Source organism: Pseudoalteromonas sp. B62, assembly GCF_037162565.1.
Classification (GTDB): Bacteria; Pseudomonadota; Gammaproteobacteria; order Enterobacterales; family Alteromonadaceae; genus Pseudoalteromonas; species Pseudoalteromonas fuliginea.
On the sequence record NZ_JARLVB010000002.1, the window covers coordinates 1,040,906 to 1,065,554 of the forward strand.

Annotated in this window: 23 protein-coding genes, 2 tRNA genes and 5 pseudogenes; 12 read left to right on the forward strand and 18 right to left on the reverse strand. The window is 38.3% G+C overall.

What is annotated here, in order from left to right; all coding sequences use genetic code 11:
- The first annotated feature begins 7 nt into the window (after positions 1-7).
- The 7 genes and pseudogenes from P4S71_RS09250 (at position 8) to P4S71_RS09280 (ending at position 5,071) form a co-directional block, all read left to right on the forward strand.
- Positions 8-907 carry a DUF350 domain-containing protein gene (locus P4S71_RS09250; protein WP_337150544.1) on the forward strand — a complete coding sequence of 300 codons (900 nt, stop codon included), beginning with the start codon at positions 8-10 and terminating at the stop codon, positions 905-907.
- Positions 908-978: 71 nt separating this feature from the next.
- Entirely contained in the window at positions 979-2,631 is a 1,653-nt protein-coding gene (locus P4S71_RS09255) for a polyamine aminopropyltransferase (RefSeq protein ID WP_442961665.1), read from the forward strand.
- 78 nt (positions 2,632-2,709) lie between these two features.
- A complete protein-coding gene (locus P4S71_RS09260; RefSeq protein ID WP_004335098.1) occupies positions 2,710-3,123 on the forward strand; it encodes a YjfI family protein in 414 nt (137 codons plus the stop codon).
- A gap of 24 nt (positions 3,124-3,147) precedes the next feature.
- Positions 3,148-3,840 (forward strand): PspA/IM30 family protein, encoded by a 693-nt coding sequence (locus tag P4S71_RS09265; RefSeq protein WP_007377917.1) that lies wholly within the window; start codon positions 3,148-3,150, stop codon positions 3,838-3,840.
- Between the two features lie 73 nt (positions 3,841-3,913).
- On the forward strand, positions 3,914-4,552 hold the full coding sequence (locus P4S71_RS09270; RefSeq protein WP_337150545.1) for a DUF4178 domain-containing protein: 639 nt from the start codon (positions 3,914-3,916) through the stop codon (positions 4,550-4,552).
- A pseudogene (locus P4S71_RS09275) lies at positions 4,549-4,870 on the forward strand (hypothetical protein). The gene P4S71_RS09270 and the pseudogene P4S71_RS09275 overlap by 4 nt, the downstream one beginning before the upstream one ends.
- Before the next feature lie 15 nt (positions 4,871-4,885).
- Positions 4,886-5,071, forward strand: coding sequence for a hypothetical protein (locus P4S71_RS09280; protein WP_007377914.1), 186 nt, complete (start codon positions 4,886-4,888; stop codon positions 5,069-5,071).
- A 19-nt stretch (positions 5,072-5,090) separates the two neighbouring features.
- Here P4S71_RS09280 and P4S71_RS09285 read toward each other — a convergent pair whose 3' ends face one another.
- The 5 genes and pseudogenes from P4S71_RS09285 to P4S71_RS09305 all read right to left on the reverse strand — a co-directional run bounded on the left by P4S71_RS09285 (position 5,091) and on the right by P4S71_RS09305 (position 8,150).
- Positions 5,091-5,495 (reverse strand): hypothetical protein, encoded by a 405-nt coding sequence (locus tag P4S71_RS09285; protein WP_337150546.1) that lies wholly within the window; start codon positions 5,493-5,495, stop codon positions 5,091-5,093.
- A gap of 10 nt (positions 5,496-5,505) precedes the next feature.
- Positions 5,506-6,026 (reverse strand): annotated as a pseudogene (locus tag P4S71_RS09290) (hypothetical protein).
- 84 nt (positions 6,027-6,110) lie between these two features.
- Positions 6,111-7,485, reverse strand: a pseudogene (locus P4S71_RS09295) (class II fumarate hydratase).
- Between the two features lie 12 nt (positions 7,486-7,497).
- Positions 7,498-7,863: a hypothetical protein gene (locus P4S71_RS09300; RefSeq protein WP_337150547.1), complete on the reverse strand. Its 366-nt coding sequence runs from the start codon at positions 7,861-7,863 to the stop codon at positions 7,498-7,500.
- Between the two features lie 101 nt (positions 7,864-7,964).
- The gene (locus tag P4S71_RS09305; protein WP_007377909.1) at positions 7,965-8,150 is read right to left on the reverse strand and encodes a hypothetical protein; all 186 of its coding nucleotides are present in this window, start codon (positions 8,148-8,150) and stop codon (positions 7,965-7,967) included.
- A gap of 200 nt (positions 8,151-8,350) precedes the next feature.
- Here P4S71_RS09305 and P4S71_RS09310 point away from each other — a divergent pair, with 200 nt between their 5' ends.
- Complete coding sequence (locus P4S71_RS09310; RefSeq protein WP_007377908.1) at positions 8,351-8,941, forward strand: DUF938 domain-containing protein; 591 nt, start codon at positions 8,351-8,353, stop codon at positions 8,939-8,941.
- On the opposite strand, the gene P4S71_RS09315 is transcribed toward P4S71_RS09310, so the two are convergent.
- The 4 genes from P4S71_RS09315 to P4S71_RS09330 all read right to left on the reverse strand — a co-directional run bounded on the left by P4S71_RS09315 (position 8,918) and on the right by P4S71_RS09330 (position 14,678).
- The gene (locus P4S71_RS09315) at positions 8,918-10,057 is read right to left on the reverse strand and encodes a GNAT family N-acetyltransferase (protein WP_033032145.1); all 1,140 of its coding nucleotides are present in this window, start codon (positions 10,055-10,057) and stop codon (positions 8,918-8,920) included. The two genes, P4S71_RS09310 and P4S71_RS09315, sit on opposite strands and share 24 nt — an antisense overlap.
- Before the next feature lie 6 nt (positions 10,058-10,063).
- Positions 10,064-11,440, reverse strand: a complete 1,377-nt coding sequence (locus P4S71_RS09320; protein ID WP_337119675.1) for an alpha/beta hydrolase — start codon at positions 11,438-11,440, stop codon at positions 10,064-10,066.
- The gene (locus P4S71_RS09325; RefSeq protein ID WP_337150548.1) at positions 11,430-14,150 is read right to left on the reverse strand and encodes an ATP-binding protein; all 2,721 of its coding nucleotides are present in this window, start codon (positions 14,148-14,150) and stop codon (positions 11,430-11,432) included. Before P4S71_RS09325 ends, P4S71_RS09320 begins: the two co-directional genes overlap by 11 nt.
- Positions 14,151-14,222: 72 nt before the next feature.
- Positions 14,223-14,678: an Lrp/AsnC family transcriptional regulator gene (locus P4S71_RS09330; protein WP_337150549.1), complete on the reverse strand. Its 456-nt coding sequence runs from the start codon at positions 14,676-14,678 to the stop codon at positions 14,223-14,225.
- A gap of 136 nt (positions 14,679-14,814) precedes the next feature.
- Between P4S71_RS09330 and P4S71_RS09335 the strand changes: the two genes are divergently transcribed.
- Positions 14,815-15,984: a PrnB family protein gene (locus P4S71_RS09335; protein WP_337150550.1), complete on the forward strand. Its 1,170-nt coding sequence runs from the start codon at positions 14,815-14,817 to the stop codon at positions 15,982-15,984.
- Between the two features lies 1 nt (position 15,985).
- A pseudogene (locus P4S71_RS09340) lies at positions 15,986-17,109 on the forward strand (aminotransferase class V-fold PLP-dependent enzyme).
- Here P4S71_RS09340 and P4S71_RS09345 read toward each other — a convergent pair.
- The 5 genes from P4S71_RS09345 to P4S71_RS09365 form a co-directional block, all read right to left on the reverse strand.
- Complete coding sequence (locus P4S71_RS09345) at positions 17,093-17,581, reverse strand: DUF4124 domain-containing protein (protein WP_033032141.1); 489 nt, start codon at positions 17,579-17,581, stop codon at positions 17,093-17,095. The pseudogene P4S71_RS09340 and the gene P4S71_RS09345 overlap by 17 nt on opposite strands.
- Positions 17,582-17,704: 123 nt before the next feature.
- Positions 17,705-17,797 (reverse strand) — tRNA-Ser (locus P4S71_RS09350).
- Between the two features lie 51 nt (positions 17,798-17,848).
- Positions 17,849-17,939: transfer RNA gene (locus tag P4S71_RS09355), tRNA-Ser, on the reverse strand.
- Between the two features lie 218 nt (positions 17,940-18,157).
- Complete coding sequence (locus P4S71_RS09360) at positions 18,158-18,298, reverse strand: hypothetical protein (protein WP_007377900.1); 141 nt, start codon at positions 18,296-18,298, stop codon at positions 18,158-18,160.
- A 521-nt stretch (positions 18,299-18,819) separates the two neighbouring features.
- Positions 18,820-19,749 carry a DMT family transporter gene (locus P4S71_RS09365; RefSeq protein ID WP_337150551.1) on the reverse strand — a complete coding sequence of 310 codons (930 nt, stop codon included), beginning with the start codon at positions 19,747-19,749 and terminating at the stop codon, positions 18,820-18,822.
- A 110-nt stretch (positions 19,750-19,859) separates the two neighbouring features.
- Between P4S71_RS09365 and P4S71_RS09370 the strand changes: the two are divergent.
- Positions 19,860-21,293 (forward strand): annotated as a pseudogene (locus tag P4S71_RS09370) (aminotransferase-like domain-containing protein); the annotation flags it as partial.
- A gap of 219 nt (positions 21,294-21,512) precedes the next feature.
- On the opposite strand, the gene P4S71_RS09375 reads toward P4S71_RS09370, so the two are convergent.
- Positions 21,513-22,325, reverse strand: coding sequence for a YggN family protein (locus tag P4S71_RS09375; protein ID WP_337150552.1), 813 nt, complete (start codon positions 22,323-22,325; stop codon positions 21,513-21,515).
- Positions 22,326-22,713: 388 nt separating this feature from the next.
- Between P4S71_RS09375 and P4S71_RS09380 the strand changes: the two genes are divergently transcribed.
- A complete protein-coding gene (locus P4S71_RS09380; RefSeq protein ID WP_007579801.1) occupies positions 22,714-22,899 on the forward strand; it encodes a PA3496 family putative envelope integrity protein in 186 nt (61 codons plus the stop codon).
- A 118-nt stretch (positions 22,900-23,017) separates the two neighbouring features.
- On the opposite strand, the gene P4S71_RS09385 is transcribed toward P4S71_RS09380, so the two are convergent.
- From P4S71_RS09385 to P4S71_RS09395, 3 genes are all read right to left on the reverse strand, one after another.
- Positions 23,018-23,515: a glutathione peroxidase gene (locus P4S71_RS09385; protein WP_008136488.1), complete on the reverse strand. Its 498-nt coding sequence runs from the start codon at positions 23,513-23,515 to the stop codon at positions 23,018-23,020.
- 72 nt (positions 23,516-23,587) lie between these two features.
- Positions 23,588-23,887 carry an AzlD domain-containing protein gene (locus P4S71_RS09390; RefSeq protein ID WP_004335020.1) on the reverse strand — a complete coding sequence of 100 codons (300 nt, stop codon included), beginning with the start codon at positions 23,885-23,887 and terminating at the stop codon, positions 23,588-23,590.
- Positions 23,884-24,588: an AzlC family ABC transporter permease gene (locus P4S71_RS09395; protein ID WP_149605352.1), complete on the reverse strand. Its 705-nt coding sequence runs from the start codon at positions 24,586-24,588 to the stop codon at positions 23,884-23,886. The genes P4S71_RS09390 and P4S71_RS09395 overlap by 4 nt, the downstream gene beginning before the upstream one ends.
- Positions 24,589-24,649 lie beyond the last annotated feature (61 nt).

A 24,649-nucleotide genomic window follows, 5' to 3' on the forward strand; every position in this document is an offset into this window, starting at 1 on the left:
GAATAATATGTATGAATTTAATGGAATAACTATGTGGTCGCTACAAGCGTTGGCGATTGATTTTGCAATTATTGTTTTATTATTTGTAAGCCTTAAATATATAAAAGGCTGGGTTTCAAACTTACACGCAAATGATGAAATAACAGAGCGTGATAACTTTGCTTTTGGTATTAGCTTTGCCGCTGGTTTAGTGGCACTGGCGATTGTATTAACAGGTGTAAGTAGTGGTGCTTTTGCTGCAACACTGCAACAAGAAGCACTGCAAATGTTAGCTTACGGCGCATTAGCTATTGTACTTATTAAGTTGGGCCACTTTTTCCAAGATAAAGTAGCGCTTCGTAAAGTAAGCCTGCACAACGAAATAGTTAAAGGTAACGTTACAGCTTCAATAATTGATTTTGGTCATGTTGTTAGCGTTGCAATAGTTATTCGCTCAGCACTTTTATGGGTGGCTACTGATGGCTGGCATGGTCTTCCAATTGTAATTGCCGCCTTTATTATAGGTAGTGTTGTATTACTACTTGTTAGCCAATACCGAGTGCAGTTATTTAAGCGTACAAACAAAAGCGGCGACTGCCTACAACAAGCAATTGTTGATAGTAACTTAGCTGTGGGTATTCGTTATGCTGGATTTTTAATAGGTAGTGCATTAGCTATTACAGCTGCAACGGGTGTTGCGCCATACGCTGCTGATAATATTAATGCGAGTTTACTATACTGGGCTATTAGCGCTGTTGTGAGCCTTGTCGCATTTATTATTTTGCACTTAGTGACAATTAAAATAATTTTATCTGGTTGCGATATTTCCGATGAAGTTAATCGTCAAAAAAATGTAGGTGTAGCTACTATTTCTGCAGCAGTATCATTTGCTGTAGGTATCACTATGGCAACCTTACTAGGCGCATAATCAGTGTCATCAACCAACACTCCCCAAGTAAGTCTCGCTTACTTGGGCACGATATATTACTAATTACTGTTATGGCCGTGCTTGCTGGATGCGGCCTTATTTATGAATACTTACTGTCTCATTATGCGGGCCGTGTACTTGGCTCAGTAGAAAGCGCTATTTACGCCATGATTGGTACTATGATTGTAGCAATGGGCTTAGGCGCTTTTTTAGCGCGCTGGTTTAAAGATGCATTTACCGCTTTTGCTTGGCTAGAAAGCATTATTGCTTTGGTTGGCATGGGCTGCATTTTAGCGATAGCGGGTGTAATAGCTGTAAGTTATTCTCTTCCTCATTTATTTTCGAGCATTTTTAATTTACCCCCTGATGTTGTACTTAATGGTTACGTATTTCAAAAGCTACAAGAGTGGTCACGTTTTCTACCTTATGTTTTTGGTTTAATACTGGGCTTATTTATTGGTATGGAAATACCGCTTATAGCGCGTATTCGTCAGCACGTTTATGGCCGTTTTTTAGAAAACAACGCAGGGACTATTTATGGTGCCGATTATATTGGTGCTGGTATTGGTGCCGCCATTTGGGTAAGCATCATGCTCTCAATGCCTATAATGCAAGCTGCGGCGTGGACGGCGTTATTTAATATCATCGCAGGACTCGCGTTTTTATGGCGTTACCATACCCATGTGCGCTTTGCTAAGGCACTTTTAGTTTGCCATATAGTACTATTGGCATTGTTTGGCTTTATTTTAGTATTTGGCAGTAGCTGGATGAACAATCTAAGTAATGTTTTATACAAAGATAAAGTAATTTATTCGCAAGCAACCAAATACCAGCACGTAGTTTTAACCGAAAGATTAAGCAAAAACCAACCTCAGCCAATCACCGATTTATATTTAAATGGGCGTTTACAGTTCTCAAGTATTGATGAGCAAATATATCATTCAATGCTGGTTTACCCTGCAATGCTTGCCTCTAACAGACACGACCGTGTATTAATAATTGGTGGTGGTGACGGGCTTGCACTTAGAGATGTTTTAAAGTGGCCTGTAAGTGAAGTAACGCTAATAGATTTAGATGCGCAGCTTCTCAATTTATTTGGTCATAAAGACGGTGACTTTACGCCGCCAGAGCACATCAATAAGCGATTACTACAGCTAAACAATAAATCGATGCAAGACTCGCGAGCCAACATAATTGTGGGTGATGCATTTTTAGAAGTAGAAAAGCTGCTTGATCAATCTAAGCAGTTCGACACCATCTTAATTGACTTACCGGACCCAAATCACCCTGATCTAAATAAAATGTACAGTGACTACTTTTATAATCATGTACGTCAGTTATTAGCACCCGATGGCGCAATGGCGGTTCAATCAACTTCACCTTACCACGCTAAAAAAGCGTTTTTAAGCATTGCTAAAACAGTTAAAGCGGCTGGGTTTGAGTATGTTGAGCAGTATCAGCAAAACATACCTTCGTTTGGGCAGTGGGGCTGGACTATAGCTACTAAAATGGGGCAGTCGGCCAGTGGCCGTATTAATGATGCGACGGCTATGCCTGTGCCATCAAGGTGGATTAGTAAAGAATATTTATTGGCAAGCTTTGTATTTCCCAATCAATACTTTGAACAAGTTAAAAGTGTTGAGGTCAACAGGTTAGGCTCTGGTCAATTATATGATTACTACCGAACTGCATGGCAAATAGAAAGCGAATTGTATAAAAATTAAAAAACATGGTTGACATAATATGTCGGCCGTGAAAATCTTAACTCAGACATAATATGTCAAACGACAAAAGGCAGAGACATGGAATTAAATGAACTTTCAATAAAATTAGCTTCTTTTGAAACTGAAGGTGCTAACTTTGAGTCTTTCTTGATTGCCAACCCAGGCGAGCAAGATGTTTTACAAGTCATTGTTGATGGAAATGATGAACTTCCAATTTTTGTTACACAAACGCAAGAGCAGTTATTATGTATTAGCTACTTGTTTGACGAAGATGAAGTTAAGAGTGAATTACGCAACGAGTTGAACGAAACATTACTACGTTTAAACGTGCCAATTCCACTGAGTGCATTTGCTAAAATCGATAACAAATACGCGATTTTTGGTGCACTGTCGGTAAATTCATCATTAGATGACGTTACCCACGAACTAGTGACATTAGCCGATAACGCTATCGATGCACTAGAAGCCGTGACCTTGTATTTAAACGATTAATAGCTAGTTAGTGGAGTTAAGATTATGAGTATTTTAAAAAAATTATTTACAGCAGTACGTGGCGGCGCTCGTGAAGCAGGCGAAGCAATTGTAGACAAAAATGGTATCCGTATTTTTGAGCAAGAAATTGCAGACGCGCAAAATGCACTTCACCGTGCTAAAAAAAGCCTTACTGAAGTAATGGCTAAAGAAATGCAAACTAAGCGTAAAATTAGCGCTGTAGATGCATCAATCGCTGAACATGAAGCGTATGCAGGCCAAGCTCTTGAAAAGGGCAACGAAGCGTTAGCATTAGAAATTGCAGAAAAAATTGGTGACTTTGAAGCTGAAAAAGCTGAAAACGAGCAAGTATTATCTGGCTTTAGCAATCACATTGTTACGCTTAAGCAGCAAGTTAAAGATGCTGAAAAATCGATTAAAGAGAATCAGCGCCAGCTTACAATGGTTAAAACCACTGAAAGCGTACAGCAAGCAACAATGGCTGTTAACAGCACGCTTAATACAAACAGCTCGTCTATGACATCGGCTCGTCAATCACTTGAACGCATTAAACAGCGCCAACAAGATCGTAGCGACCAGCTAGGTGCTGCAAAACAACTTGAGTCAGACGTAAATGGCGATGACTTAAAAGCAAAAATGGCTGAAGCAGGCATTGGCGACACAAGTCCAAAAAGCGCTGATATTTTAGCTCGCATCAAAGCGAAGCAAAATAGCTAACCATTACGTTTATACTTTAAAAAGGTAACCGAGTTTTGCTCAGTTACTTTTTTGCTTAGAGGGCAGCCTTCCTATGTTTAATTTTTTCAAATCTAAAAAAGAGCCAGAGCGTCAGCTTAATCATCCGAGCGAGCTTAAAAAAGGCGACATGTTTAGCGTTATCGACTCCTTTGCTTATCCGGCATGGCTAAAAGGTGAAACGCTACGTGTTACTGGTATTCAGACTTACCAATATCAGCATAGTAGCGATACTGAATTTGTACTTGAGACAAACAGCGACCAAGTTGTATTTTTACAAATTGAGCAAGATGACGGCGAGGAGTGGGCTAACTTTTCTATTAAAATTCAGCGAAACGAAGTTGAGGAGATATTTGGCCTTGATGAGTTTGCGCGTATTTTTGATGAAGAGTCGTTAACCCACATTACAGTGCAAAATACACCAGAGCGCTTTATGCAGTTTTTAGCTAAAAGCTATCAACAAAGCGAGTCGCCTTATGTGTGTTATTTCCATAATAAAGATTACCGCAACCAAACTTTGCCTCGTTATGAGCAAGAAGGTGGTGAGCCATGTGAAATGATTTGCTTAGCGTCAGATAATGAAGGTTTTGGTTTAAATATCGAAATTTGGGATGGCGGCGAAACCGAAGTATCGCTAACGCTCATGCGTCCAATGTCAGACATTGTAGACTTGTTTCCCGGAGATGCTAAGTGATTGATGCTAAAGACAAGTGGCTACGTCAGGAGCAAGCTGTGCGTGCCACACAAATGGCATTTGATCTAAGCAGTGAAGTTCAAAAAGCTGATAAAAAAGCAAGCTATAGACCAAGAGTTAACGCCGTCAGATATGATCCGTAAAATACTTGGCTTAGATGTAAAATCTAAAAAAACGCGTCAACGTTTATCGTTTAACTTAAATGATGATGAAATTGCGCAACTAGCCAGTCGCTTTGATGTCTCAAGTGATGATAAGCGAGCCGTAAAACAACAAGTAGCTGACTTACTAATTGCTCACACTAAAAAAACTAAGTAGTTACACTAGATTATTATGAATATTATTTTAATTGCTTACTTAATTATTTTTGCGTTGTTTGGTACAGCGGCGAGTTATTTTGTACGTTTTATTTATGCGTATTGGGTGCTTAAAACAATGCCCATGAAGTACATTATAAAAGCGGGTATTTGCGTGATACTGGTGGTAGTAATTTCAGCGTTAATTCCGTATTTAAGTTAACGCTGAAATTAAGTTTGATTTACTTTATATCAAACGACAGACATTGCTGATTAATACACAGCGATTGTACTTCAAGTACAGGGGAGCAATCGGTTAAGCCTTGTGCTGCATTTTTTATTTTTTCTTGCTTTGTTATGAGTTGCGCAATATTTTCAGCTTTTTCTTGCGGGGTGTTAAGTGTTGAGTAAACAACATATTTACTCGGTCCACCGCATGCGCGGGCGCCAACTTCAAGCACTTTGCACTGAAAGCTAGCGGTGCAGCTATTATCACTCACCATGTAATTCAGCTCATAGTTTAAGTCAGACAAGTTTTTACTTTGTTCATTGCTTGACGTTATAGTGCTAGCACAACCACTTAGTAATAAAATGCTGCTAGCAACGCTTAAAATTGATAGTTTAATTGCCGATGATAAACAACTCATAACGTTATCCTTAAAATGCACTTACCGCTGAGCCTTCAAGTTTAACACATTTATTTTCAACACACTGCGTGCTTGGCGTTGTTAAATGCTGACAAATACTCATCATCCCTTTTTGTGCATTATAGTTACTTTCAAGCTTAGTAACTTTATCACTTAAGGCTGTTACTTGCTCTTCAGACGCTGATTTTGTTGAATACACAATAAAACTACTCGGTCCACCACATGCGCGGCTACCCACTGCATTTACCCTACATTGCGTGCTTGTATCACATTGCGTGTCTGCAATAAGTGTATTTAACTCGGTTTTAGCTGCTCTGATATCTTCTATTGAAACTTCTTTTAAATCGGCTTTCGGGATTTTTTCAGCAACTGATTTTTTTGTGTTTTAGTATTCTCTTGTAATTTTTGAAGTACTGGCTTTGATGTTTCAGTTTCAGAGGTGACTGTTACTTGATCTGTTTCAGCTGGTGTTTTATCTAAGCATGCAGTTAAACAAAGAGGTAAAAGTATGGCTAACAATGGGGTACGCATAATAAACCTTGATAGTGATGAAATATTCATCACTATCATACACTGTGCATTTTTTACGGCAATAAAAACTATATAATCAAGTAATTAAAGTCCGCCCTGCGTTAGTTTGGTGGGATTAAGTAGCTTTTCGAGTTCACTGCGTGGTAAATCAGTTTCCTGTTCAGCTACATCAATAATAGGGCGGGCTTCTTTATAAGCCTGCTTTGCTATTTTTGCTGCTTTTTCATAACCGATCACAGGATTGAGCGCCGTCACTAAAATTGGATTTTTAGCGAGTGCTTTATCTATATTTGGCTGATTCACCTTAAAACTGGCAATGGCTTTATCGCCCAGTGCTTGTGCGCTATTTGCAAGTAACTCTATGCTTTGCAATATATTATACGCAATGACTGGCAGCATCACATTCAGCTCAAAATTACCCGCTTGGCCGGCTACCGTAATAGTGGCATCGTTACCTATTACTTGTGCACTTACCATTGCAGCGGCTTCTGGTATAACAGGGTTTACTTTGCCAGGCATAATAGATGAGCCTGGTTGAAGCGCTTCAAGCTCTATTTCACCTAAGCCTGCAAGTGGTCCTGAGTTCATCCAGCGTAGGTCGTTCGCTATTTTCATTTGTGCGACAGCGAGTACTTTTAATTGCCCCGAAAGCGCAACTATGGCGTCTTGTGAACCTATGTTATAAAAAGTTACTGCTAGGCGTAAATCTAATGCCTACATTGGCACTTAGGTTTTCTGTAAATTTTACTGCAAATTTAGGGTCTGCATTTATTCCTGTTCCAACCGCTGTACCACCTTGTGCAAGTTCGCATACACGCTCTAAACTATGTCTAATTCCTGCTGCAGCATGATTAACTTGTGACTGCCATGCACTTAGTGTTTGATCAAATGTAACTGGCATTGCATCCATTAAATGCGTACGGCCCGTTTTAACTATATGGCCTACCTCAGCTTTTTTATTTTCTAGGCTTTGCGATAAGTTTTCAAGCGAAGGAAGTAATTCATACACTACATTTATTGCACTACTGAGTGCGATAGCGGTAGGGACTACATCGTTAGAACTTTGTCCCATGTTTACATCATCATTAGGATGAATACTCTCATTACCTATACGGCTAGCAAGCGTTGCAATAACTTCGTTGGCATTCATATTTGAGCTTGTGCCAGAGCCTGTTTGAAAAATATCAACGGGGAAATGCTCAATGTGTTCGCCATCAATAATACTTTGACAAGCTTGCTCAATAGCATTTGCTTTGTCTTTACTTAGATGGCCAAGCTCGCAGTTACTTTGTGCAGCGGCTTGCTTTATATAAGCCAGTGCAGTGATAAATTGCTTTGGCATAGAAAGGCCACTAATCGCAAAGTTATTAACTGCTCGTTGTGTTTGCGCCTGATAGAGCGCATCAGTAGGTACTTGTAGCTCGCCCATGCTGTCTGATTCTGTTCTAAAGTTGCTCATATAGTGTGCTCCTTAAAAAGGGTTGAATTCGTGGCTAAGAATACGAGCTTCACGCTCCAGTATTAAAAATTGTGCAGTATTGTTATGCACTTTATAAAACCGTTTCAATGCTAATAATGGCTTGTATAACTGCTCTAAACATTGCTTACGAATAGCATTATGGATAAGAGGGTCGCACATTTTGTTCATAATTTCATGGTGTGTGCGCCTAAGATAAAACTCTTGAAGCAAAGGATTTCGCTGTTGTTCAAAGTTTTTGGCGACGTTTAGGGCGGTTTCTATGTAATCGGCAATGAGCATGGGTGCATGCAGGCCGGGTCTTAAGCAATGGCAAGAGAGTTCTTGATGGTAACGATGCTGTGCATGATTTGAAGACATAAAAAAACCGACTTAAGTTAACGATAATAGTTATCATTACACTTAATCGGTTTCAGTGTAAACAGTTATTATTAAAATTATTTGCGATATTAATTTGAGTTTTAATTGTAGCCAAGAATAAATATCTGATCTGTTTCATGTTTTGTTATCGCCTTTTGATTATGTTTAGGATGCGAAAGTAAATCGATTACTGTAGCTCTCATATCAACGGCATAACTATGATCGTCGGTGGTTTTTTCAATTATAGCAACAGCTGCATCTACAGCTGTATAAGAGGGAGTATGCATAATATTTTCCTATTAATTAAATCATAAATTAACCCAAGTAAGGGTTAATATAACTAAAGCATAATACATACCACTGCCTTAAATTAGTTGTAGAGTTATGAATTTAATAGTCTTTATAAATACTCGATACAATTTTAGTTACCCAAAATTAGCAATTTGCGATATTGTTGTGCAATATGCTTCTCATTTGGTGCAAAGTAATGGCTAAACCTTTCTCACAAGCTTGCGAAAATAACAAAAAGCCTATTTTAAAAGTGCTTACTCAGGTACTTAATAAAACGAAAGTATTGCTTGAAATAGGCTCAGGAACCGGCCAACATAGTGTGTTTTTTGCAGAACAATTACCACATTTACAATGGCATACAAGTGATCGCGCTATAAACCACGAAGGGATTAATTTATGGCACCACGAAGCTAATTTAACTAATTTACATGCACCACTTGAGCTTGATTTAAATAATGAGTGGCCAATAGATAAGGTTGACGCTATTTATACTGCAAACACATTTCATATTGTAAGTTGGCAATTAGTTGAACGTTTTTTTGACGGTGTTAAACGTCACTTAAATAGCGACGGTATGTTGTGTATTTATGGGCCATTCAAATACCAAGATGAATTTACCAGCCCAAGTAATGATGACTTTAGTGCCTTTTTAACAGAGCGCGATCCGTTAAGTGGAATAAGAGATTTTGAAGCAGTTGAACAACTAGCTAAGCAAGCAGGGCTTACGCTTATTAGCGATACTGCCATGCCTGCAAATAATCAGTTACTCGTTTTTAAACGGCAGTAATGAGCTACATTGCTCTTTATATATATCAATATGGCCGCGTTCACGCTTTAAGTAGTCGCTTATTGCATTACTGAAATCGCCATCAACAATATGGTGAGCAGAGTAGGTAAGTACGGGTTCAAATCCGCGTGCTATTTTGTGCTCACCTTGTGCACCCGAATGAAAACAGTTGAGTTTATGTTTTATTGCAAACTCAATACCTTGGTAATAACACAACTCAAAGTGAAGCGAATCTACTTCCTCACTTGCTCCCCAGTAGCGCCCATACAGCGTATTTGCACCTACTAAACTGAGTGTTGCAGCAATCACGTTATCGTCTCTTTTGGCCAGCATAATAACGAGATTATTAGCCATTAAGGCATGTAAAAGCGTAAAAAACTCCATATTTAAATAGCCCAAATGACCAGAACGCTTTAAGTAGGTACGCTGATAAAACTCACAAAACAATTGCATTATCTCGGGCGTAATTTGCGTTCCTTGCAGCCATTCAATATCAATATTTTGTTGCGCTATTTTAGCTCGCTCTTTTTTAAGTGACTTACGTTTTCGTGAGCTAAGTATTTGCAAAAAGTCGTCAAAGGTTTCAAAACCTTTATTAAACCACTGAAATTGCACACCCACTCTTAACATGGCATGTTGCTCAGTTAATGAAGTCGCTTGGGCTTGGTCGCAAAAATTAACATGCCAACCCGACCACTTTTGCTCAGCACTGTGTATGCTAAGTTGCTCTGTAATGTACTGATACACCGCATTTGGGTTAGCGTGATCGATAGCAATACGCTTGCCTTCAATAGGGCTAAAGGGAATTCCAGATAGCCACTTGGGATAATATTCTAAACCGTGTTTTTCGTATGCCTCAGCCCATGCCCAGTCAAATACGTACTCGCCATATGAATGACTTTTTAAATACCCGGGTGCAAGTGCAACGAGCGTATCATCTTCAAAAATAGCGAGGTGATGGGGCTGCCAACCGCTTTTTTGTGTTACGCATTGGCTTTGTTCAAGGGCATATAAAAAAGCATGTTGAGTAAATGGTTCATCACCAAATAAACGTTGCCACTGCGCCTGATCAATCTCATTAATACTGCTAAACCATTGGTGCGAAAACGTTCCCATGACTACTTACCTTGTAGTTGTTCTAAGCTGTTCTACATTTTTAATAAACGTACTAATTTGCATTTTAAGCTCGGTAAAATGAGGATTATAAGTTAAGCGTTGTAAAGCCGGATAGTGTTTTAAGTTGGCGCTTGTACGCTCTCCTAGTTGTGGATTTGTTGTTGTTTTACATGTTTTGTACAGGGGCTCGTCATTAATAAAGCTGCCACAATTACGATAGGTTGCGTTAATTCCATAATGTGGATTTTGCGGTGAGTTAACAACAGCAATATGCGACATACCATGAACTTTTTTACACTGAGGCGTTGTGCACTGCGGATTATTTACTGTGTAGTCTCTAGCAAAGTCTGGCGGTAAAATATCAGTGCTTCCATAAAGTACTAAAGTATCGAGCGGCTTATATTTTACTGAATTACCTTTGTGCAACGCACTTAATAATTTTAGCGTGGCACGCGTATCTATCGTGGTATCAATGTCGGAAAGTACACTAAAAATAGGCAATTTAAGTGCAGGGCGTTTGTTTAAACTACTTACGCTTGCAAGTGACATTGCATCGTATGAAGCGGCAGCTGCATTTAAAGGAAATGATTCATACTTAGCAAAGTCTACATCGGCGTCTTTATCTATCCAATTAACAAAGGGTATGGCATCAATCCACTTTGCTATCCAGCCGTACTTATTATGCGGCTCAGAGCCGGGCGAATAAAGCATAAGCGCTTTAATTTTAGGCGAAACAGTGTGTTTGGTTGCGTAATCAATAAGTAACGCTGCACCGGTAGAGTAACCTGCAAGTATCACCTCATCAAAGTCTTGCATCGATCGCTCAACTCCGTACTTTATTGCCTGTTGCCACTGGCTAACCTCTACATTGAGTAAAGCACTTGCGGCACTTCCATGCCCTGGTAATAATATAGTACGCACGGTATAGCCTTGCTGATAATACACTTGTGCTAAATCGTGATACGTAAAGGGTGAGTCAGTTAACCCGTGGATTAATAGTGCAACTTTATTACTGCTTGGATGCGTAAGCTCAAAAGGGGCAATAATATCTACAATAGTAGGGTCTGATTTTCGCGTACCTTGTGTCACTAATTGCTGATACGTTTGTGTAATAACGGGGCATGGCATATTTGCACGGGGATTGGCTTTATTTATATGTTTATACGCATAATCTAAGTAATGATTGAATGGTAAAAGGGCGTGGTAATTAAAACGCTGGTGATTGTGCTCATTTTCAAAGCGTAATAAGCCTTGTTGCTTACTTTTTGTTATAAATTTGAAGTCGCTCGCCTGCGATATACAATTTTGAGCGACAACAATATGCGAAAAAACACTTAAAATAAAACCAAAAAATATGTTTGAAATTAAACCACTATTGTTCATTAACTTCTGCATATTGGACAAGACACTCGGTTAGCTTACTGAGTTCAAGCGGTTTTGCAAGATGCTGGTTAAATCCAACAGCTTGTGCATGTGCTTTATCCTCTGGCATAACGTCGGCGGTTAAAGCAATGATAGGGAGCTCTTCGTCTGTTTTAAATTGCCTGATCAGTGCCGTGGCTCTATAACCATCCATTATGGGCATTTGGCAATCCATAAGCACTAAGTCAAAATGTTGTTCTTTTACAATGTTGACCGCCAGCTCACCATTTTCAACAATGTGCGGCACAATACCTAGCGACCCAAGCATTGCTTTAATGACCATTTGATTTACAGGATTATCCTCTGCAACAAGAATACTTAAAGATGCAGCATTGGTATTTGCAGTCGTTATGGTTGGGAGTTCTTCTGGCTCTGTTGTTTCTAGCTGTATCTCAAATGTGAAAGTAGATCCCTGCTCTAATTCACTTTGCAACGTTATTTGGGCGTTCATTAATTGGCTCAGCTCTCTAGCGATGGTTAAACCAAGGCCAGTCCCTCCAAACTGCCGTGAAGTAGAGCTATCGGCCTGAGTAAACGCATTAAACAGTTTGTTATGTTGGTTTGATTTAATGCCTATACCAGTATCAACAACGTTAATTGTTATTTTTACTTCATTGGTAGATACAAACTCGGTATCGATATTTAGTGTAACGCTGCCTTTTTTTGTAAATTTAATAGCATTACTGCATAAGTTAAGCAGTATTTGCTCTATCCGCATAGAATCGCCAATAAACCATGTGTCGGCTGGTAATTTACAGTTAATTTTCCAATCAAGGCCTTTATTTATAGCGCTTTGTTCAAACATGGTATTAATACGTTGTACAAGTGCATTTAAATCAAATGGGATATATTCAAGAACTAAGCGTTGTGATTCTATTTTTGATATATCGAGAATATCGTTTATTAGATTTAACAAGCTTTTTGAAGATGAGTTTATTTTATCCAAATAGCCAATGAGTGTATTTGCGTTATCTTCTTTACGCGCCAGAGACGAAAAGCCAATTACAGCATTTAACGGCGTACGTATTTCATGACTCATATTCGCTAAAAACTGACTTTTAGCTTGGTTAGCTAAATCAGATTGCTTTTTAGCTTGTACTAGAGAGTAAGTGCGCTCAGCTACTTGGCGAGTTAGCGCAATTTGCTGCTGATTAAATAGTAGTAATACCATCAAAATTAATGAGCATACGGCCACTTGGAGTATAAGTAATAATAAAGTGAGTTGGCTATTGTGCTGTGATAAAAACTTTTCTTTTAGTGATAGTTTTACAACCCATTGTTGCCCACCAAAGTCGACATTGAACGACATTGGGCGACTGCCTTGTGCTTGGTCGAGGTTCTTTGAGTAATTAGTATAAAATGGAGGCTCGTTTATATCTTCATAAATACCAATCGAGAACATGTCTGATTGTTGCTCAGAAATAGCTTGTTCAATCATACTGCGCACTAAAAACACACCAGTGGCATAGCCTTTAATTTTTTCTCCACTCATACTTTGAGAGTGCACAGGTGCAAATAATAAATAAGCTGGGCTTGGCTCTTTGGTTTGCACCAGTTGGATTATTTTAGTGCTAATAGGTAAATATTTAATGGCAGGGTTGAGTAATGATGCTTTTCTATCTGAATTTGAAAAGACATTAAATCCAATCGCTTTTTGATTACCGTTAAAAGGTGCAATATATTTAACAATAACGAGAGGGTCATTATCCTCAAGTGGTTTACCTACGATATCAATATCTAAATGATAAATATTTGAGATTTCTTCAGTAAAAGCATTGCGCTGATCTTGGTCTATTTTTACATTCCACGATAAAGCTTTAATAAATGAATGTTGTTTGAGTAGCTGGCTTGCATAAGAATAAAAGTCTTGCTGATTTAATTTCGATGATGATTGGACTTGGCTAGCTAAACTTTGCACGGCAATAATACTGCGATTTGTGTACCTATATAAGCTATTTTCTATAACGTGAACTTCACGCTCAGCAATTTTAATCGTATTGATACGATTTTCTCGGTCATACAATTGAGTTGTAACGGCAACCGAGAAAAATAAAACTGAACATACTGCAAGAGTCGGTAATACAGATATATTATATTGATTCGACTTTTGTGGTAGCAGAGACAGTAACAATGGAGTGGCAATTAAAACGCCTAAAGTATCGCCAAGCCACCAGTAAGTAACATTTTTCCAGTGATTATTAATACTGTAAACAGGGTTGAATTCACTCAGTGCAAATACACCACAATTAGCCGAAATTAAGCTCACTAAAATGGCTACTACAACAATAAAATAAATGATATTTTTGCGTTTTTTAAAGCGTAACGGATGGCCCAACCAAAATTTTAAAAGCGCCGCACCTACCATTGCCTGTATTACAACACCAAAAGAGATGTACATCGCCTCATTAAATGAGTTGCCAATGAGTACCATTTCATGAACTGAGTTATTAAAAACATTAAGATTAAAAGCTATAGAAGCTATAAATAATGGCAGAATAAATCGCCACCACCATATATAACACCCCACTAAAGCAATACCGGCGGGTAACCAAATAGGAATTATTTGTGAGTTGAAAGCAAGTTTAGTGAGTGCAATGCCGACTAAAAAATATGCTAAAGCAAACATAATGTAAAAAATAATGGAATGATTTTTAGAGTTAAAATTTTTCACATAAGGTCCAAGCAATTATTATTATCGTTTTGAAATATCAGTATAGCTAACAGTAAGTTATTTTGGTTATTTTTATAATGGTAACTGTTTTTTGCTAAATGACTGCTTTAACACGACTGTTGATTCTATATTTGCAATACAACTTAAACTACCTAGTTGATGTTTTACAAATGTTTCGTAGCTCTCAAGATCGTGTGCAATGATTTTTAATAAATAATCATAGCTTCCTGATATTACACAACACTCTAATACATGTGGTAATTTTTCTACATGTTGCTCAAATTGCTCTGCAGCACTTACCGAGTTTTGGTTTAATCGCACAAACGCATATACCAACACATTAAGGTTAAGTGATTTAGGATTTATGGCGGCGTGGTAGCCGGTAATAATGTTTTCTTGCTCTAACTTTTTTATACGCCTTAGGCAAGGTGTATCCGATAGGTTGATACTGCTGGCTAAGTCTGAAACCGACATACGAGCTTGGCTTTGCAGTGCAATGAGTAATTGCTGATCTTTTTTATCTAACATAGTTGTCGGCTTTTATTAATTATTTTTATATTTGTAGTGATTATTGCTAAGTATTGCAGTTTTTACTATTTTTTTTGGCGTTTTACTCTCATTAAACTCTGTTAGCATTTAATTATAAAAATAATAGAGCACAACAATGAACACACATACCGCTACTTTCGATCAATGGATACGAACAGGATTTGTCACTTTAAATAGTGAACTTGAGCAGCTCTATTGGCAACAAACCGATAAAGCAAATGTAGAAGGAATAGGTGAGGCCTTAAAGCAACAATTAGAAAAAGAAGGCAACGCATTAATTAGCAATTTATTAGCCGAGGGAAACACAGATCAAGGCTTTGATAGCGCTTTTGACTTACTCGGTAACGTAGGATTGTTTATGGCAGCGTGTAGGCGCCATGAAATTACTGAGCCAAGCAGAGAAACGACCTCTCCACTAATTGAAGCCTCAGCGCTTGCTATGCATATAGGCGCATCCATTGGCGTAACTCCTCGTTTTGCTACCGCCCACTTAACTACTCATAACAAAGCACTTAACGGTATTTATAAACGATTTACTAATTTACCTGATGAAAAGCTATTTATTGATTACAACACCCAAGGTATTTTGGCCTATAAACGTGCAAGTGATGCTTTATTAAAAATATTGCCGTTAGGTATTTCACACCCCTTGTGTGGTGAGTTATTAAAAGTAGCTAAACAAGCGCTTATAGATGTAACTGAGTCAAATAATGCACTTTATTCTGAGCTCGATACAGATCGCTTTTTTAACTGCGTTCGCCCTTATTATAAACCGTACCGTGTAGGTAAAGAGGTTTACAGAGGTGCAAATGCTGGTGACTTTGCAGGTATTAACGTGATTGATATGTTACTAGGGCTTTGTAGCGCAAATGAACCTAGTTACTCGCAAATGCTGGTGGATAAGTTTTTATATATGATGCCGGAGGATCAACAAATCCTACGAGAAGCCATGCGTATGCAAAGCTTTATGGATGACTTTTTACAAGCTGAGCAATATAAAAATACAGGTTGGTTTAAAAGCCACGCAAAGTTATTTATTCAAGTGTGTAAATTACATGGCGACACCGCAGTCGGTCATCATAATCAATTGGTTGAAAAATTTATTGCTCAGCCTTCAAAAAATATGCAACAGCAGCATATGAGCAAGGTAACAGCAAGTGGTCCGCCGCTTCATGTATTACTTGATTCGCTCGAAAAATTAAGAGATAGGCGAGCCAGTGCCAAACGCGATGATATAAAAACACGTTTTGACGATCTAAATACACTTAAAGAATGGGTTAAATAGCATGCTTGAAAATGATTTTTGTATGGCTGATGGTTGTTATTTGTTAAACCACTCGGTTGGTCGTCCTCTTAAAAATACACAGCAATATTTAGCACAGCACTACTTTTTACCGTGGGAGAGCTCAAATAAAGAACCTTGGCAACAATGGCTGCCCGCAGTTGAGCAATTTACTACCGCGCTTGGTAAGTTATTTAATGCGCCTAGTTCGCAGTTTTGTCCTCAGGTTAATTTATCAAGTGGCTTAACAAAGTTGCTTATGTCGCACCCTCGATTACAGCAAAAAAATTGTAAAGTGCTTATGGCGCAAAGTGATTTTCCGAGCATGGGTTTTGCAATGCAAAAAGCGTTGCCAGAGTGTGCGCAAATTATGTTTATACCAGAGCACGAAAATCTAACTGATATTAGTGTTTGGCAACGTTATATAACTTGTGATATCGACTTAGTTTTTATAAGCCATGTATATTCAAATACAGGTGTGCAGGCGCCGGTATACGATATTGTAGCTATAAGTAAATTAACTAATAGTCTGTCAATAGTTGATGTTGCTCAGTCAGCGGGTGTTATACCGCTTGATTTAAGCATACTCGATGCTGACTTTATGATTGGCTCGAGCGTCAAATGGTTATGTGGTGGCCCAGGTGCAGCTTATTTATGGGTTAACAAAAACCAAATAAAGTTCTGTGAGCCTAAAGATGTGGGTTGGTTTTCGCATCAAAATCCATTTGAGTTCGATATTAACCACTTTGAATATAACGCCAGTGCGCTCAAATTTTGGGGGGCACTCCCTCTGTAGCGCCTTATATTATTGCCGAAAATAGCATTGCTTACTTTGCAGAGCTAACTGCTCACAAGGTAAGGGATCATAATTTAGCTATGCTTATGCTTATTCATGAGCAACTAGGCAAATATGTTGCATCACCTATGAGTAGTGATAAATGCAGCGGGACTGTTATTTTGTTTTTTAACAGGCAGCAAGACCATGTACTTACAGCGCTTAATAAAGCGAAAGTCAGTGTAGATGCCCGTAAATTTGGGATACGAGTATCACCGCATATTTATAATACTCAAGAAGACGTTGAGCAGTTTATTTCGATAGTAAAACGAGCACTTAAGGGTTTTGACTAAGCTGCTGCTGTCTTTGTTTTAATGACTCTATTTTTTGCTGCATTTGATTAATTGATGCGTCGTAAGCTTGCTTTAACGAATTTGTTTTAGTTGCGATAGCATCAGCAATAGACGAAGCGCCTAAACGATTGGCTTTATCTTGAGTCATGTAATCTATCTGCTGTTTTTTAGCTGCGTATTCTTTTTGGTTTTGTGCAATAGATAGCTCAAGACGCTTTATTTCACGCTCTATTTGTTGAACCTCTAAGTAGTCATCGACAGAGGTGTCGCTAATACCTTTATCGGGCGTAGAGCTTTTATATGCTTCAATTACGTTTATATCTTTAAGAGTAATAACTTGTGCATCTTTAGCGCAAGGCGTTTGGCTAAAGGTAGTAACGCCCTTAATTACACACTTATACACTGTTGTACTTTGTGCCAAGGTAAAAAATGGAACTGCCGCGCAAACTGATAGCAATATGAATCGGATCATAGCTAAACCTAAAGTGGCTAAAGTTGTGTTAATAATGCCCGAAGTTATTACAAGGCACAATTTGTTTAGTTTTTATAAATTTTAGGCACAAAAAAACCACAATTAAGTGGTTTAAATTAAGTATGGTGGAGAGGGAGGGATTCGAACCCTCGATAGAGCTACAAACTCTATACTCCCTTAGCAGGGGAGCTCCTTCGGCCACTCGGACACCTCTCCAACGCATAACCGTTTGTATTGATGGAAGTAAAAAAGCCACCAATTAAAATATGGTGGAGAGATAGGGATTTGAACCCTAGATGGGCTATAAACCCATGCCGGTTTTCAAGACCGGTGCATTCGACCACTCTGCCATCTCTCCGTGACGCAGAATAATACTTAGGTGATACCGCTGTGTAAATAGCAAAATGACTGTTTGCCTAATATTTGTACGTAAATGAGGTTTTTTTTGTAAATAAATGGAAATTAAGGTAGTTTTTGAATAATAAATAGGTTGCAGCAAACTGTGGGAGCTAAAGAAGAGGCTTCATTTAGTGGTTGAGTGTTTGCTGCACCGCAAAAATAATCATGGTTGGGTGATTATTTATATTGAGCTGCGCCGCTAAGTGCTAACCTTTTACCAATAGTGTTAAGTCTAGCTAACATTTTTGCTTTACGGTTAGTTGGTTTAACTGCAATGTGCGCAGATGCCGTTTGGTTTAATGTATTAATTGGATTCATTACCTTGCTCCGAGTTTGTCTGTTGAAATCGCGTGCATTTTGCACGTTAACTGATTAAAAATACAACGATAAAAATTGAGTGTGAAGCATTAGTTATTTTGATGTGAAAAGTTTTCAAATACGTTCAATTTTACTTTTTAAATAAGCGTTTTGAATAGTTATTTAAAAAACAAAACACCTACTACTCTATAATTGCAAGACTTGTGTGCTTGTTTATGCATTTTACTTTGTTTTATTTGACTAATTATTCAGATTAAATTATTTTGATTAAAGTGTTTTTCTTCATGCTTTGCGGCTATGTTTTATATCAGTAAAGTTGCTGTTATTGATAATTACTAATGTGGGTAAATATATAATCAAAAAACAGCTTAAATTATTTGAAATTGTTCATTGATGATGGCGTTTATTGTAACGAGTCAATGGCACTGCAATGATGAGTTTATTTGTTTTTCACTATATTGGTAATAAAAAAGCGCCTACATACTGTAGGCGCTTTGCGTTAGTTGCGTTAAATAACGCGTCTAACTGGGGACGGAGCCACTTTTAGCTATTGCTCTATTTGCTATAAAGGCATTAATTTGTTTTGTTGGGGTAAGCACAATGGCGTTACCTAATAGCACTAGGCTAAATCCTGCAAAGGTATTTGCATGCCATTCAAAGCCTTCAAAAAAGCTACTCAGTGTTACTGCCACTAATGGAAATAAAACAATAACGTAGCTGGCTTTTTCAGGGCCTATATTTCTTAGCAGTGCAAAGTAGCACCCAAAAGCGATTACGGTGCCAAATATTGATAGGTAAAGCAGTGATAACCAGTAACTTGGTGGAGCATTTAAACTAAATTGCACATCGTTCATTAATACATATAAAGCCAAACCTATGGCGCTGTATAACATACCCCATGCATTGCCTTGCAATACACCAATTTGCTTACGAGAATTACGAACGCTTACCATGTTTCCTAATGAAGCCACAAAGGTGCCACCAAGGGCAAGTAGTAACCCGACCAACACACCATTACTCAAGTCGAACTGCTGTAACTGTGGCCAAAACAGACACGTAATACCTAACACAGCGAGTACAGCACCTGTATAAATTCGTTTTGAGATTGGCTTACCAAAAAATAGTCGGGTGTTGACTATGTTCATAACCAGCAGCATTGAAAAGGCAATTGAGGTCATTGCGGAGGTTAAGTAATTTTGCGCCCAGTAAAGCATTAAATAGTTTAATCCAAAATTACAAATGGCTAATAAAACAAAAAAGCCATGATCTAGTAATTTAAATCGCATGTCGGGTTTTTTGTACGCTACATATAACCACATCAAAAGCGCTGCAATAGTAAAGCGATAAAATAACGATAACTCTACCGCAATATCGCCCAGTTGAAATTCGATGGCTAACCAAGTAGAACCCCAAATTAAAACGGTTGTAATGTATAGCGCTGCACTTTTCATGGTTACTCTCCAAAGCCCGATTGAATGGCTATTTTAAGACCTATCTGTATACTTACCATATACAGAAAAGTAAAAATGTAACCTATACAGATTTGGATGCGTGATGATAAGAAAAAAATAGCCAGGGGCATGAGTTTCTATATCAGCAAGTTATTCAGTTGATCAGAGATATGAGCGCCCAGCAGGTTTTACTGCCTGGCGAAAAACTTCCATCACTGCGCAAAATGGCAGATAACTTAAACATAAGTATCCCTACCGTAAAACAAGCGTATCAAGTACTTGAAGATCAGGGGTTAGTAGAAGCACGTGAAAAATCGGGATATTTTTTAAAAGTCGTTAGCATGGCGCGCAATTTGCCTAAGCGCGTTAAATTAAGTCGCGAGCCTGTTGTGGTAAATAAACAAGCCTTAATAGAGCAGGTGTACAGTGCGATTCATCAAGCTAACGTAGTCCCTTTTGGTATTGCTAATCCAATTGCTGCTGCACCCACCGATAAAGCACTCGCCAGAAACATGCGCCGTGTAATGACAATTGCGGGCAGTAAAGCTATTAACTATGGGCCAACAGATGGGTTTGTACCGCTGAAAAAGCAATTGGTGCATCGCTATTTAGATTTTGGTATTGGCATTGATATGGACGAGCTTGTGATCACCAATGGTGCGCAAGAAGCCATGGCTATTGCGCTTAAATGTGTAACAAAGCCTGGCGATGTAGTTGCTATTGAGACGCCTTGTTATCACGGAATTATCGAGTTAATAGAAAGCCTAGGGCTTAAAGCGCTCGAAATACCATTGTGCCCAGATAATGGTATTTGGTTAAGTGATTTGGAACGCGCTTTAAATGAGCATGACATAAAAGCGTGTTTATTCTCGACTGCAATTAGTAACCCTGTGGGCAGCTTTATGCCTGATACAAATAGACAGCAGCTGGTGGAGCTACTTGAAAGTCATGACGTAGTGCTTATCGAAGATGACGTATACGGCGATTTATATTTTACGGCAAAACGAGGCACACCTGCTTTAGCGTACTCTAAAAAAGGATTAGTGATTAGTTGCTCATCTTTTTCTAAAACGGCAGCGCCGAGCTATCGTGTAGGCTGGTTAGTTGCGGGTAAATTTGCAACGCAAGCAAGGCGATATAAAAGAGCGCTAAGTTGCTCTGCTTCTTTAATAAACCAATGGACGTTATCTGAATTTATTGCCAGCGGCGAGTACGACCGAAATTTAAAATTACTTAGGCAGCGCTTGCGCGATAATAAAGAGCGTATGCGATGGTGCTTACAACAAGCAATGCCAAAAAACACACGTATAAGCGATCCAAAAGGAGGTTGCGTAATGTGGCTAGACTTAGGAGGCGAGTACGATAGCCAAACATTGTTTTTACTTGCGCTTGAGGTTGGTATTAGTATTACCCCTGGGCTTGTTTTTTCAGCCTCTAATAAATATAAAAGCTGTGTAAGGTTAAGTTATGGTGTGCAATGGAGCGCGCAAACTGAGCAAGCAATAGTTACATTGGGTAAGCTTACTTTATTAGCTAAAAAGTAATACCAATCTGCTTATATATGGGGTCTATTTAACGTTAAGAAAATTACGCTAGAACTAGGCAAAAGTTTTTGTATCTAGTTGTTCTAAATAAAAAATTTTTAACGAAGTTATAGTGCAATTTAATTCGTTAAATTGATCAAAGATTTATGCAGGTTGGTATAAGTTTGCGAAACACAAAAAAGCAGCATTTAAGTAAACTTAAGTGCTGCCAAAGGGATGTTAAATAACGTTTGCTGTACTAATTTGTTTAAAGCTAAATAACTGGTAACCTTCAAGCTCTGGCACTTGCATTACTAATTGCTCTTCTTGTTTTGCAATATCAGCAAAGTTTCCACATAAAGAGTTAGCACGTTCTTCTAGTGCGCTTGCATGTAGCTCTACTTTTTCTTCTATTTGTGCGCCCATATTTTCCATACGTTGTTCAAAGGCATCCATATCACCGCCTGAACCAAGTAACTCAGAACCTAAAGCAACTAAAATACTGCCCATTGATTGCATCACTGCTGATTCAACCGCTGTTTCTATCTGCTGCTCAAATTGTTGTTCAAAGTTTGAGCCAAATTGATTAAAACTTTGTTGGCCCATCACAAATGTACCTTGCTGGTAAAATGTGTTTTCTACTTCGATTTTAATGTCGTCCATAAGCTCTGACATATTATCAAGGCCGTCAATATTAAATGCATTGCCTACTTCTTCTAATGCTACTCCGGCAATTTTAACACCCTCAAGCGCTATATTAGCTACTTCAGGCAATTGAGTGCGTAAGCTATCAGAGTACCTGGTTAGCGCTTCGCGTTGTGAGTTATTAAGTGCTACAAATTCGCCATTTACGGTTAAGTCACCATGGGTATTAAATAGCATGGTTTTATTATTGGCAGTAAAAATTTCTAATTCGTTTGGTTTAATACGTACGTCGTTTTTAAATTCGACGTTACATTCATCGCTGCTAAATGAAATTGCAGAATCGTTGTCGTTATGAGCCATAGCTGCTGGTGTACAAATTAATGCGCTAACTAATAGTAATTTTTTCATGTGTATTCTCTGCTTTTTTGTTGATGACTATTAACTAATAACAAGTTTAATGCCATTATTTTTTTATTATAATAAACAGTAAGTTAATTTGTTCGAGGCCTTTTTAATAGGTTGGGTTAAGTTAAAAACAAACTATTTTTTAGTCAAATTAACTAAGTTCTACAAATCTATAAGTAATATTTATCGATACGATAAAAAACTCTCACTTTCCACAATTGAAATTTAACGCTATTTATTCACATTACTGACATGAAGACTATTTACGATAGTCACGTGGCTTTATTTTGATGCTAATTTGCAGCGCATTTTGGTGTTAAACATTTTTAATTTACCGGCTATTGCGATAATAAAATCCTTGGCTGGTCTCAAACACTTTATGGAGTGGGTTGTGGGTAAGACATTTAGTTACGATGCGCTAGATGACGATTTTGTTGAAGACGAGTACGAAATGCTCGGACGTAATCAACACGATAAGAACAAGCAAAAGGTTAAGAAAAAGTTGGAAGACTACCTTGAGCAAAAACGCTTGCGTAAAAATCTAGGCGAAGACGATTTAAGCGATTACACCGACTAAATCACGCTAGTATAAATACAATACCAATTAATATTGAGAGTTTAAATGTGCAGTTAGTCGATATGTTTAAGTTTTAATAGTATTGGCAATAAAGAGGCCTCGCGCCTCTTTATTACTTTTAAAGCGTGCTTTTAGCCTGCGCTAATGCTTTTTGGATTGTAAGTTCTAACTTTTCGGGTTTAGTAAAAGGTGCATAGCGTTTAATTGGCATGCCATCTGCGGCAATTAAAAACTTAGTAAAATTCCACTTTATTTTGCGTGTTAAAAAACCAGGCAAGGCTGATTTTAAATAACGAAAGACGGGATGTGCATGCTCACCGTTTACATCTACTTTGGCCGCCATTAAAAAACTCACGCCAAAATTGATTAAACATCCTTGCTCTATTTGTGTTGCGCCGCCGGGTTCTTGTTGACCAAACTGGTTGCACGGAAACCCCAAAATTACTAAACCTTGGCTGGCATACTTATTATGTAAAGCTTGCAGCGACTCGTATTGGTAGGTAAATCCACATTTACTTGCTGTATTAACAATAAGCACAACTTTACCTTCAAAATCATTAAAGTTAATTGGTTGACCCTGCAAGCTTGTTGCGCTTAATTGATGAAATTCGTGCATTTTGGCGTCTTTTTATTGTTGTTACCGGTATTTTAACCTGAGCACAGTATTTCATAAAGTATAAAGAGCACTCTAATTTAAAATTAGAAATAGCCCCATACCGGCAAGCGTTGTGTAATAAATATTATGTGTTTTATAGGCAACAATAATGGCGACTATCGCTGCGCTTAAATAAGGGTTTTGCCAGTTTAAGTTAATGCCATCTTCATTTAAAAATACGATAGGCACCCAAATTGCTGTAAGCACCGCAGGTGCGCTAAAGCTTAAAAATTGCTGCATTTTAGGACCTACTTTAAACGGTAAAGCGCGGTGTAAAAATAAATAACGCGTAAAAAATGTAATGCACGCCATGAGTAAAATAGTTGTCATCATAGCGTTGCTTCCTTTTTAGCGGTTAGTCTTGCTGTAGCGTAACCTGCGCTCATTGCCAGCAGCGCTGAGCAAACAAGCCATAACTCAAATCCGGTACTTTTTAAAAGCGTTGCGCTAACGCCTGCTACAATTACCGTAACAAGTGAGGCCAAATTTTTGATTCCCGGAATAACCAACGCGATAAACGTGGCAGCAATCGCAAAGTCGAGCCCTAAATTAGTTAAGTCGGGCAGCATTGTGCCCGCTACAATGCCAATTAATGTCCAAATATTCCATGCAATATAAAAACTAAAACCAGCGCTCAATGCGTATATTAAACGTGTTTTTGTTCTATACGCTTTTCGATGATGAGAAAATGCAAATAGCTCGTCGGTTAAAACAAAGCTCACCGGTAAGCGCCAACGCATAGGTTGATCAATGACCTTATGACGCACAGCTAAGCCGTATAAAAAGTGCCGAGAGCTAATAATAAACGTTGTGAATAAAATTGTGAGCAATGGTGTGTTGCCCGCCATAAGTTCAATCGCAACAAGCTGTGCAGAGCCTGCAAATACTAATAACGACATTGCTTGGGTTTCAAAGGCGCTAAAACCATTTTGAATCGCTAAAGAGCCGCATAAAATACCCCAAGGAACAACGGCTAAACACAGTGGTAGCATATCTAAAAAGCCTTTTAAAATAGCTTTTTTAACTGGTTGCATGATATTTACTCTCACGGCTTGTAGAATGGCTCATAAGGATACCTTAATATTATGATGTTAA

Coding starts and splice junctions, on each gene's coding strand:
- P4S71_RS09250 (WP_337150544.1), top strand. CDS start 8: ATGTATGAATTTAATGGAATAACTATGTGGTCGCTACAAGCGTTGGCG.
- P4S71_RS09255 (WP_442961665.1), top strand. CDS start 979: ATGGCCGTGCTTGCTGGATGCGGCCTTATTTATGAATACTTACTGTCT.
- P4S71_RS09260 (WP_004335098.1), top strand. CDS start 2,710: ATGGAATTAAATGAACTTTCAATAAAATTAGCTTCTTTTGAAACTGAA.
- P4S71_RS09265 (WP_007377917.1), top strand. CDS start 3,148: ATGAGTATTTTAAAAAAATTATTTACAGCAGTACGTGGCGGCGCTCGT.
- P4S71_RS09270 (WP_337150545.1), top strand. CDS start 3,914: ATGTTTAATTTTTTCAAATCTAAAAAAGAGCCAGAGCGTCAGCTTAAT.
- P4S71_RS09280 (WP_007377914.1), top strand. CDS start 4,886: ATGAATATTATTTTAATTGCTTACTTAATTATTTTTGCGTTGTTTGGT.
- P4S71_RS09285 (WP_337150546.1), bottom strand. CDS start 5,495: ATGAGTTGTTTATCATCGGCAATTAAACTATCAATTTTAAGCGTTGCT.
- P4S71_RS09300 (WP_337150547.1), bottom strand. CDS start 7,863: ATGTCTTCAAATCATGCACAGCATCGTTACCATCAAGAACTCTCTTGC.
- P4S71_RS09305 (WP_007377909.1), bottom strand. CDS start 8,150: ATGCATACTCCCTCTTATACAGCTGTAGATGCAGCTGTTGCTATAATT.
- P4S71_RS09310 (WP_007377908.1), top strand. CDS start 8,351: ATGGCTAAACCTTTCTCACAAGCTTGCGAAAATAACAAAAAGCCTATT.
- P4S71_RS09315 (WP_033032145.1), bottom strand. CDS start 10,057: ATGGGAACGTTTTCGCACCAATGGTTTAGCAGTATTAATGAGATTGAT.
- P4S71_RS09320 (WP_337119675.1), bottom strand. CDS start 11,440: ATGAACAATAGTGGTTTAATTTCAAACATATTTTTTGGTTTTATTTTA.
- P4S71_RS09330 (WP_337150549.1), bottom strand. CDS start 14,678: ATGTTAGATAAAAAAGATCAGCAATTACTCATTGCACTGCAAAGCCAA.
- P4S71_RS09335 (WP_337150550.1), top strand. CDS start 14,815: ATGAACACACATACCGCTACTTTCGATCAATGGATACGAACAGGATTT.
- P4S71_RS09345 (WP_033032141.1), bottom strand. CDS start 17,581: ATGATCCGATTCATATTGCTATCAGTTTGCGCGGCAGTTCCATTTTTT.
- P4S71_RS09360 (WP_007377900.1), bottom strand. CDS start 18,298: ATGAATCCAATTAATACATTAAACCAAACGGCATCTGCGCACATTGCA.
- P4S71_RS09365 (WP_337150551.1), bottom strand. CDS start 19,749: ATGAAAAGTGCAGCGCTATACATTACAACCGTTTTAATTTGGGGTTCT.
- P4S71_RS09375 (WP_337150552.1), bottom strand. CDS start 22,325: ATGAAAAAATTACTATTAGTTAGCGCATTAATTTGTACACCAGCAGCT.
- P4S71_RS09385 (WP_008136488.1), bottom strand. CDS start 23,515: ATGCACGAATTTCATCAATTAAGCGCAACAAGCTTGCAGGGTCAACCA.
- P4S71_RS09390 (WP_004335020.1), bottom strand. CDS start 23,887: ATGATGACAACTATTTTACTCATGGCGTGCATTACATTTTTTACGCGT.
- P4S71_RS09395 (WP_149605352.1), bottom strand. CDS start 24,588: ATGCAACCAGTTAAAAAAGCTATTTTAAAAGGCTTTTTAGATATGCTA.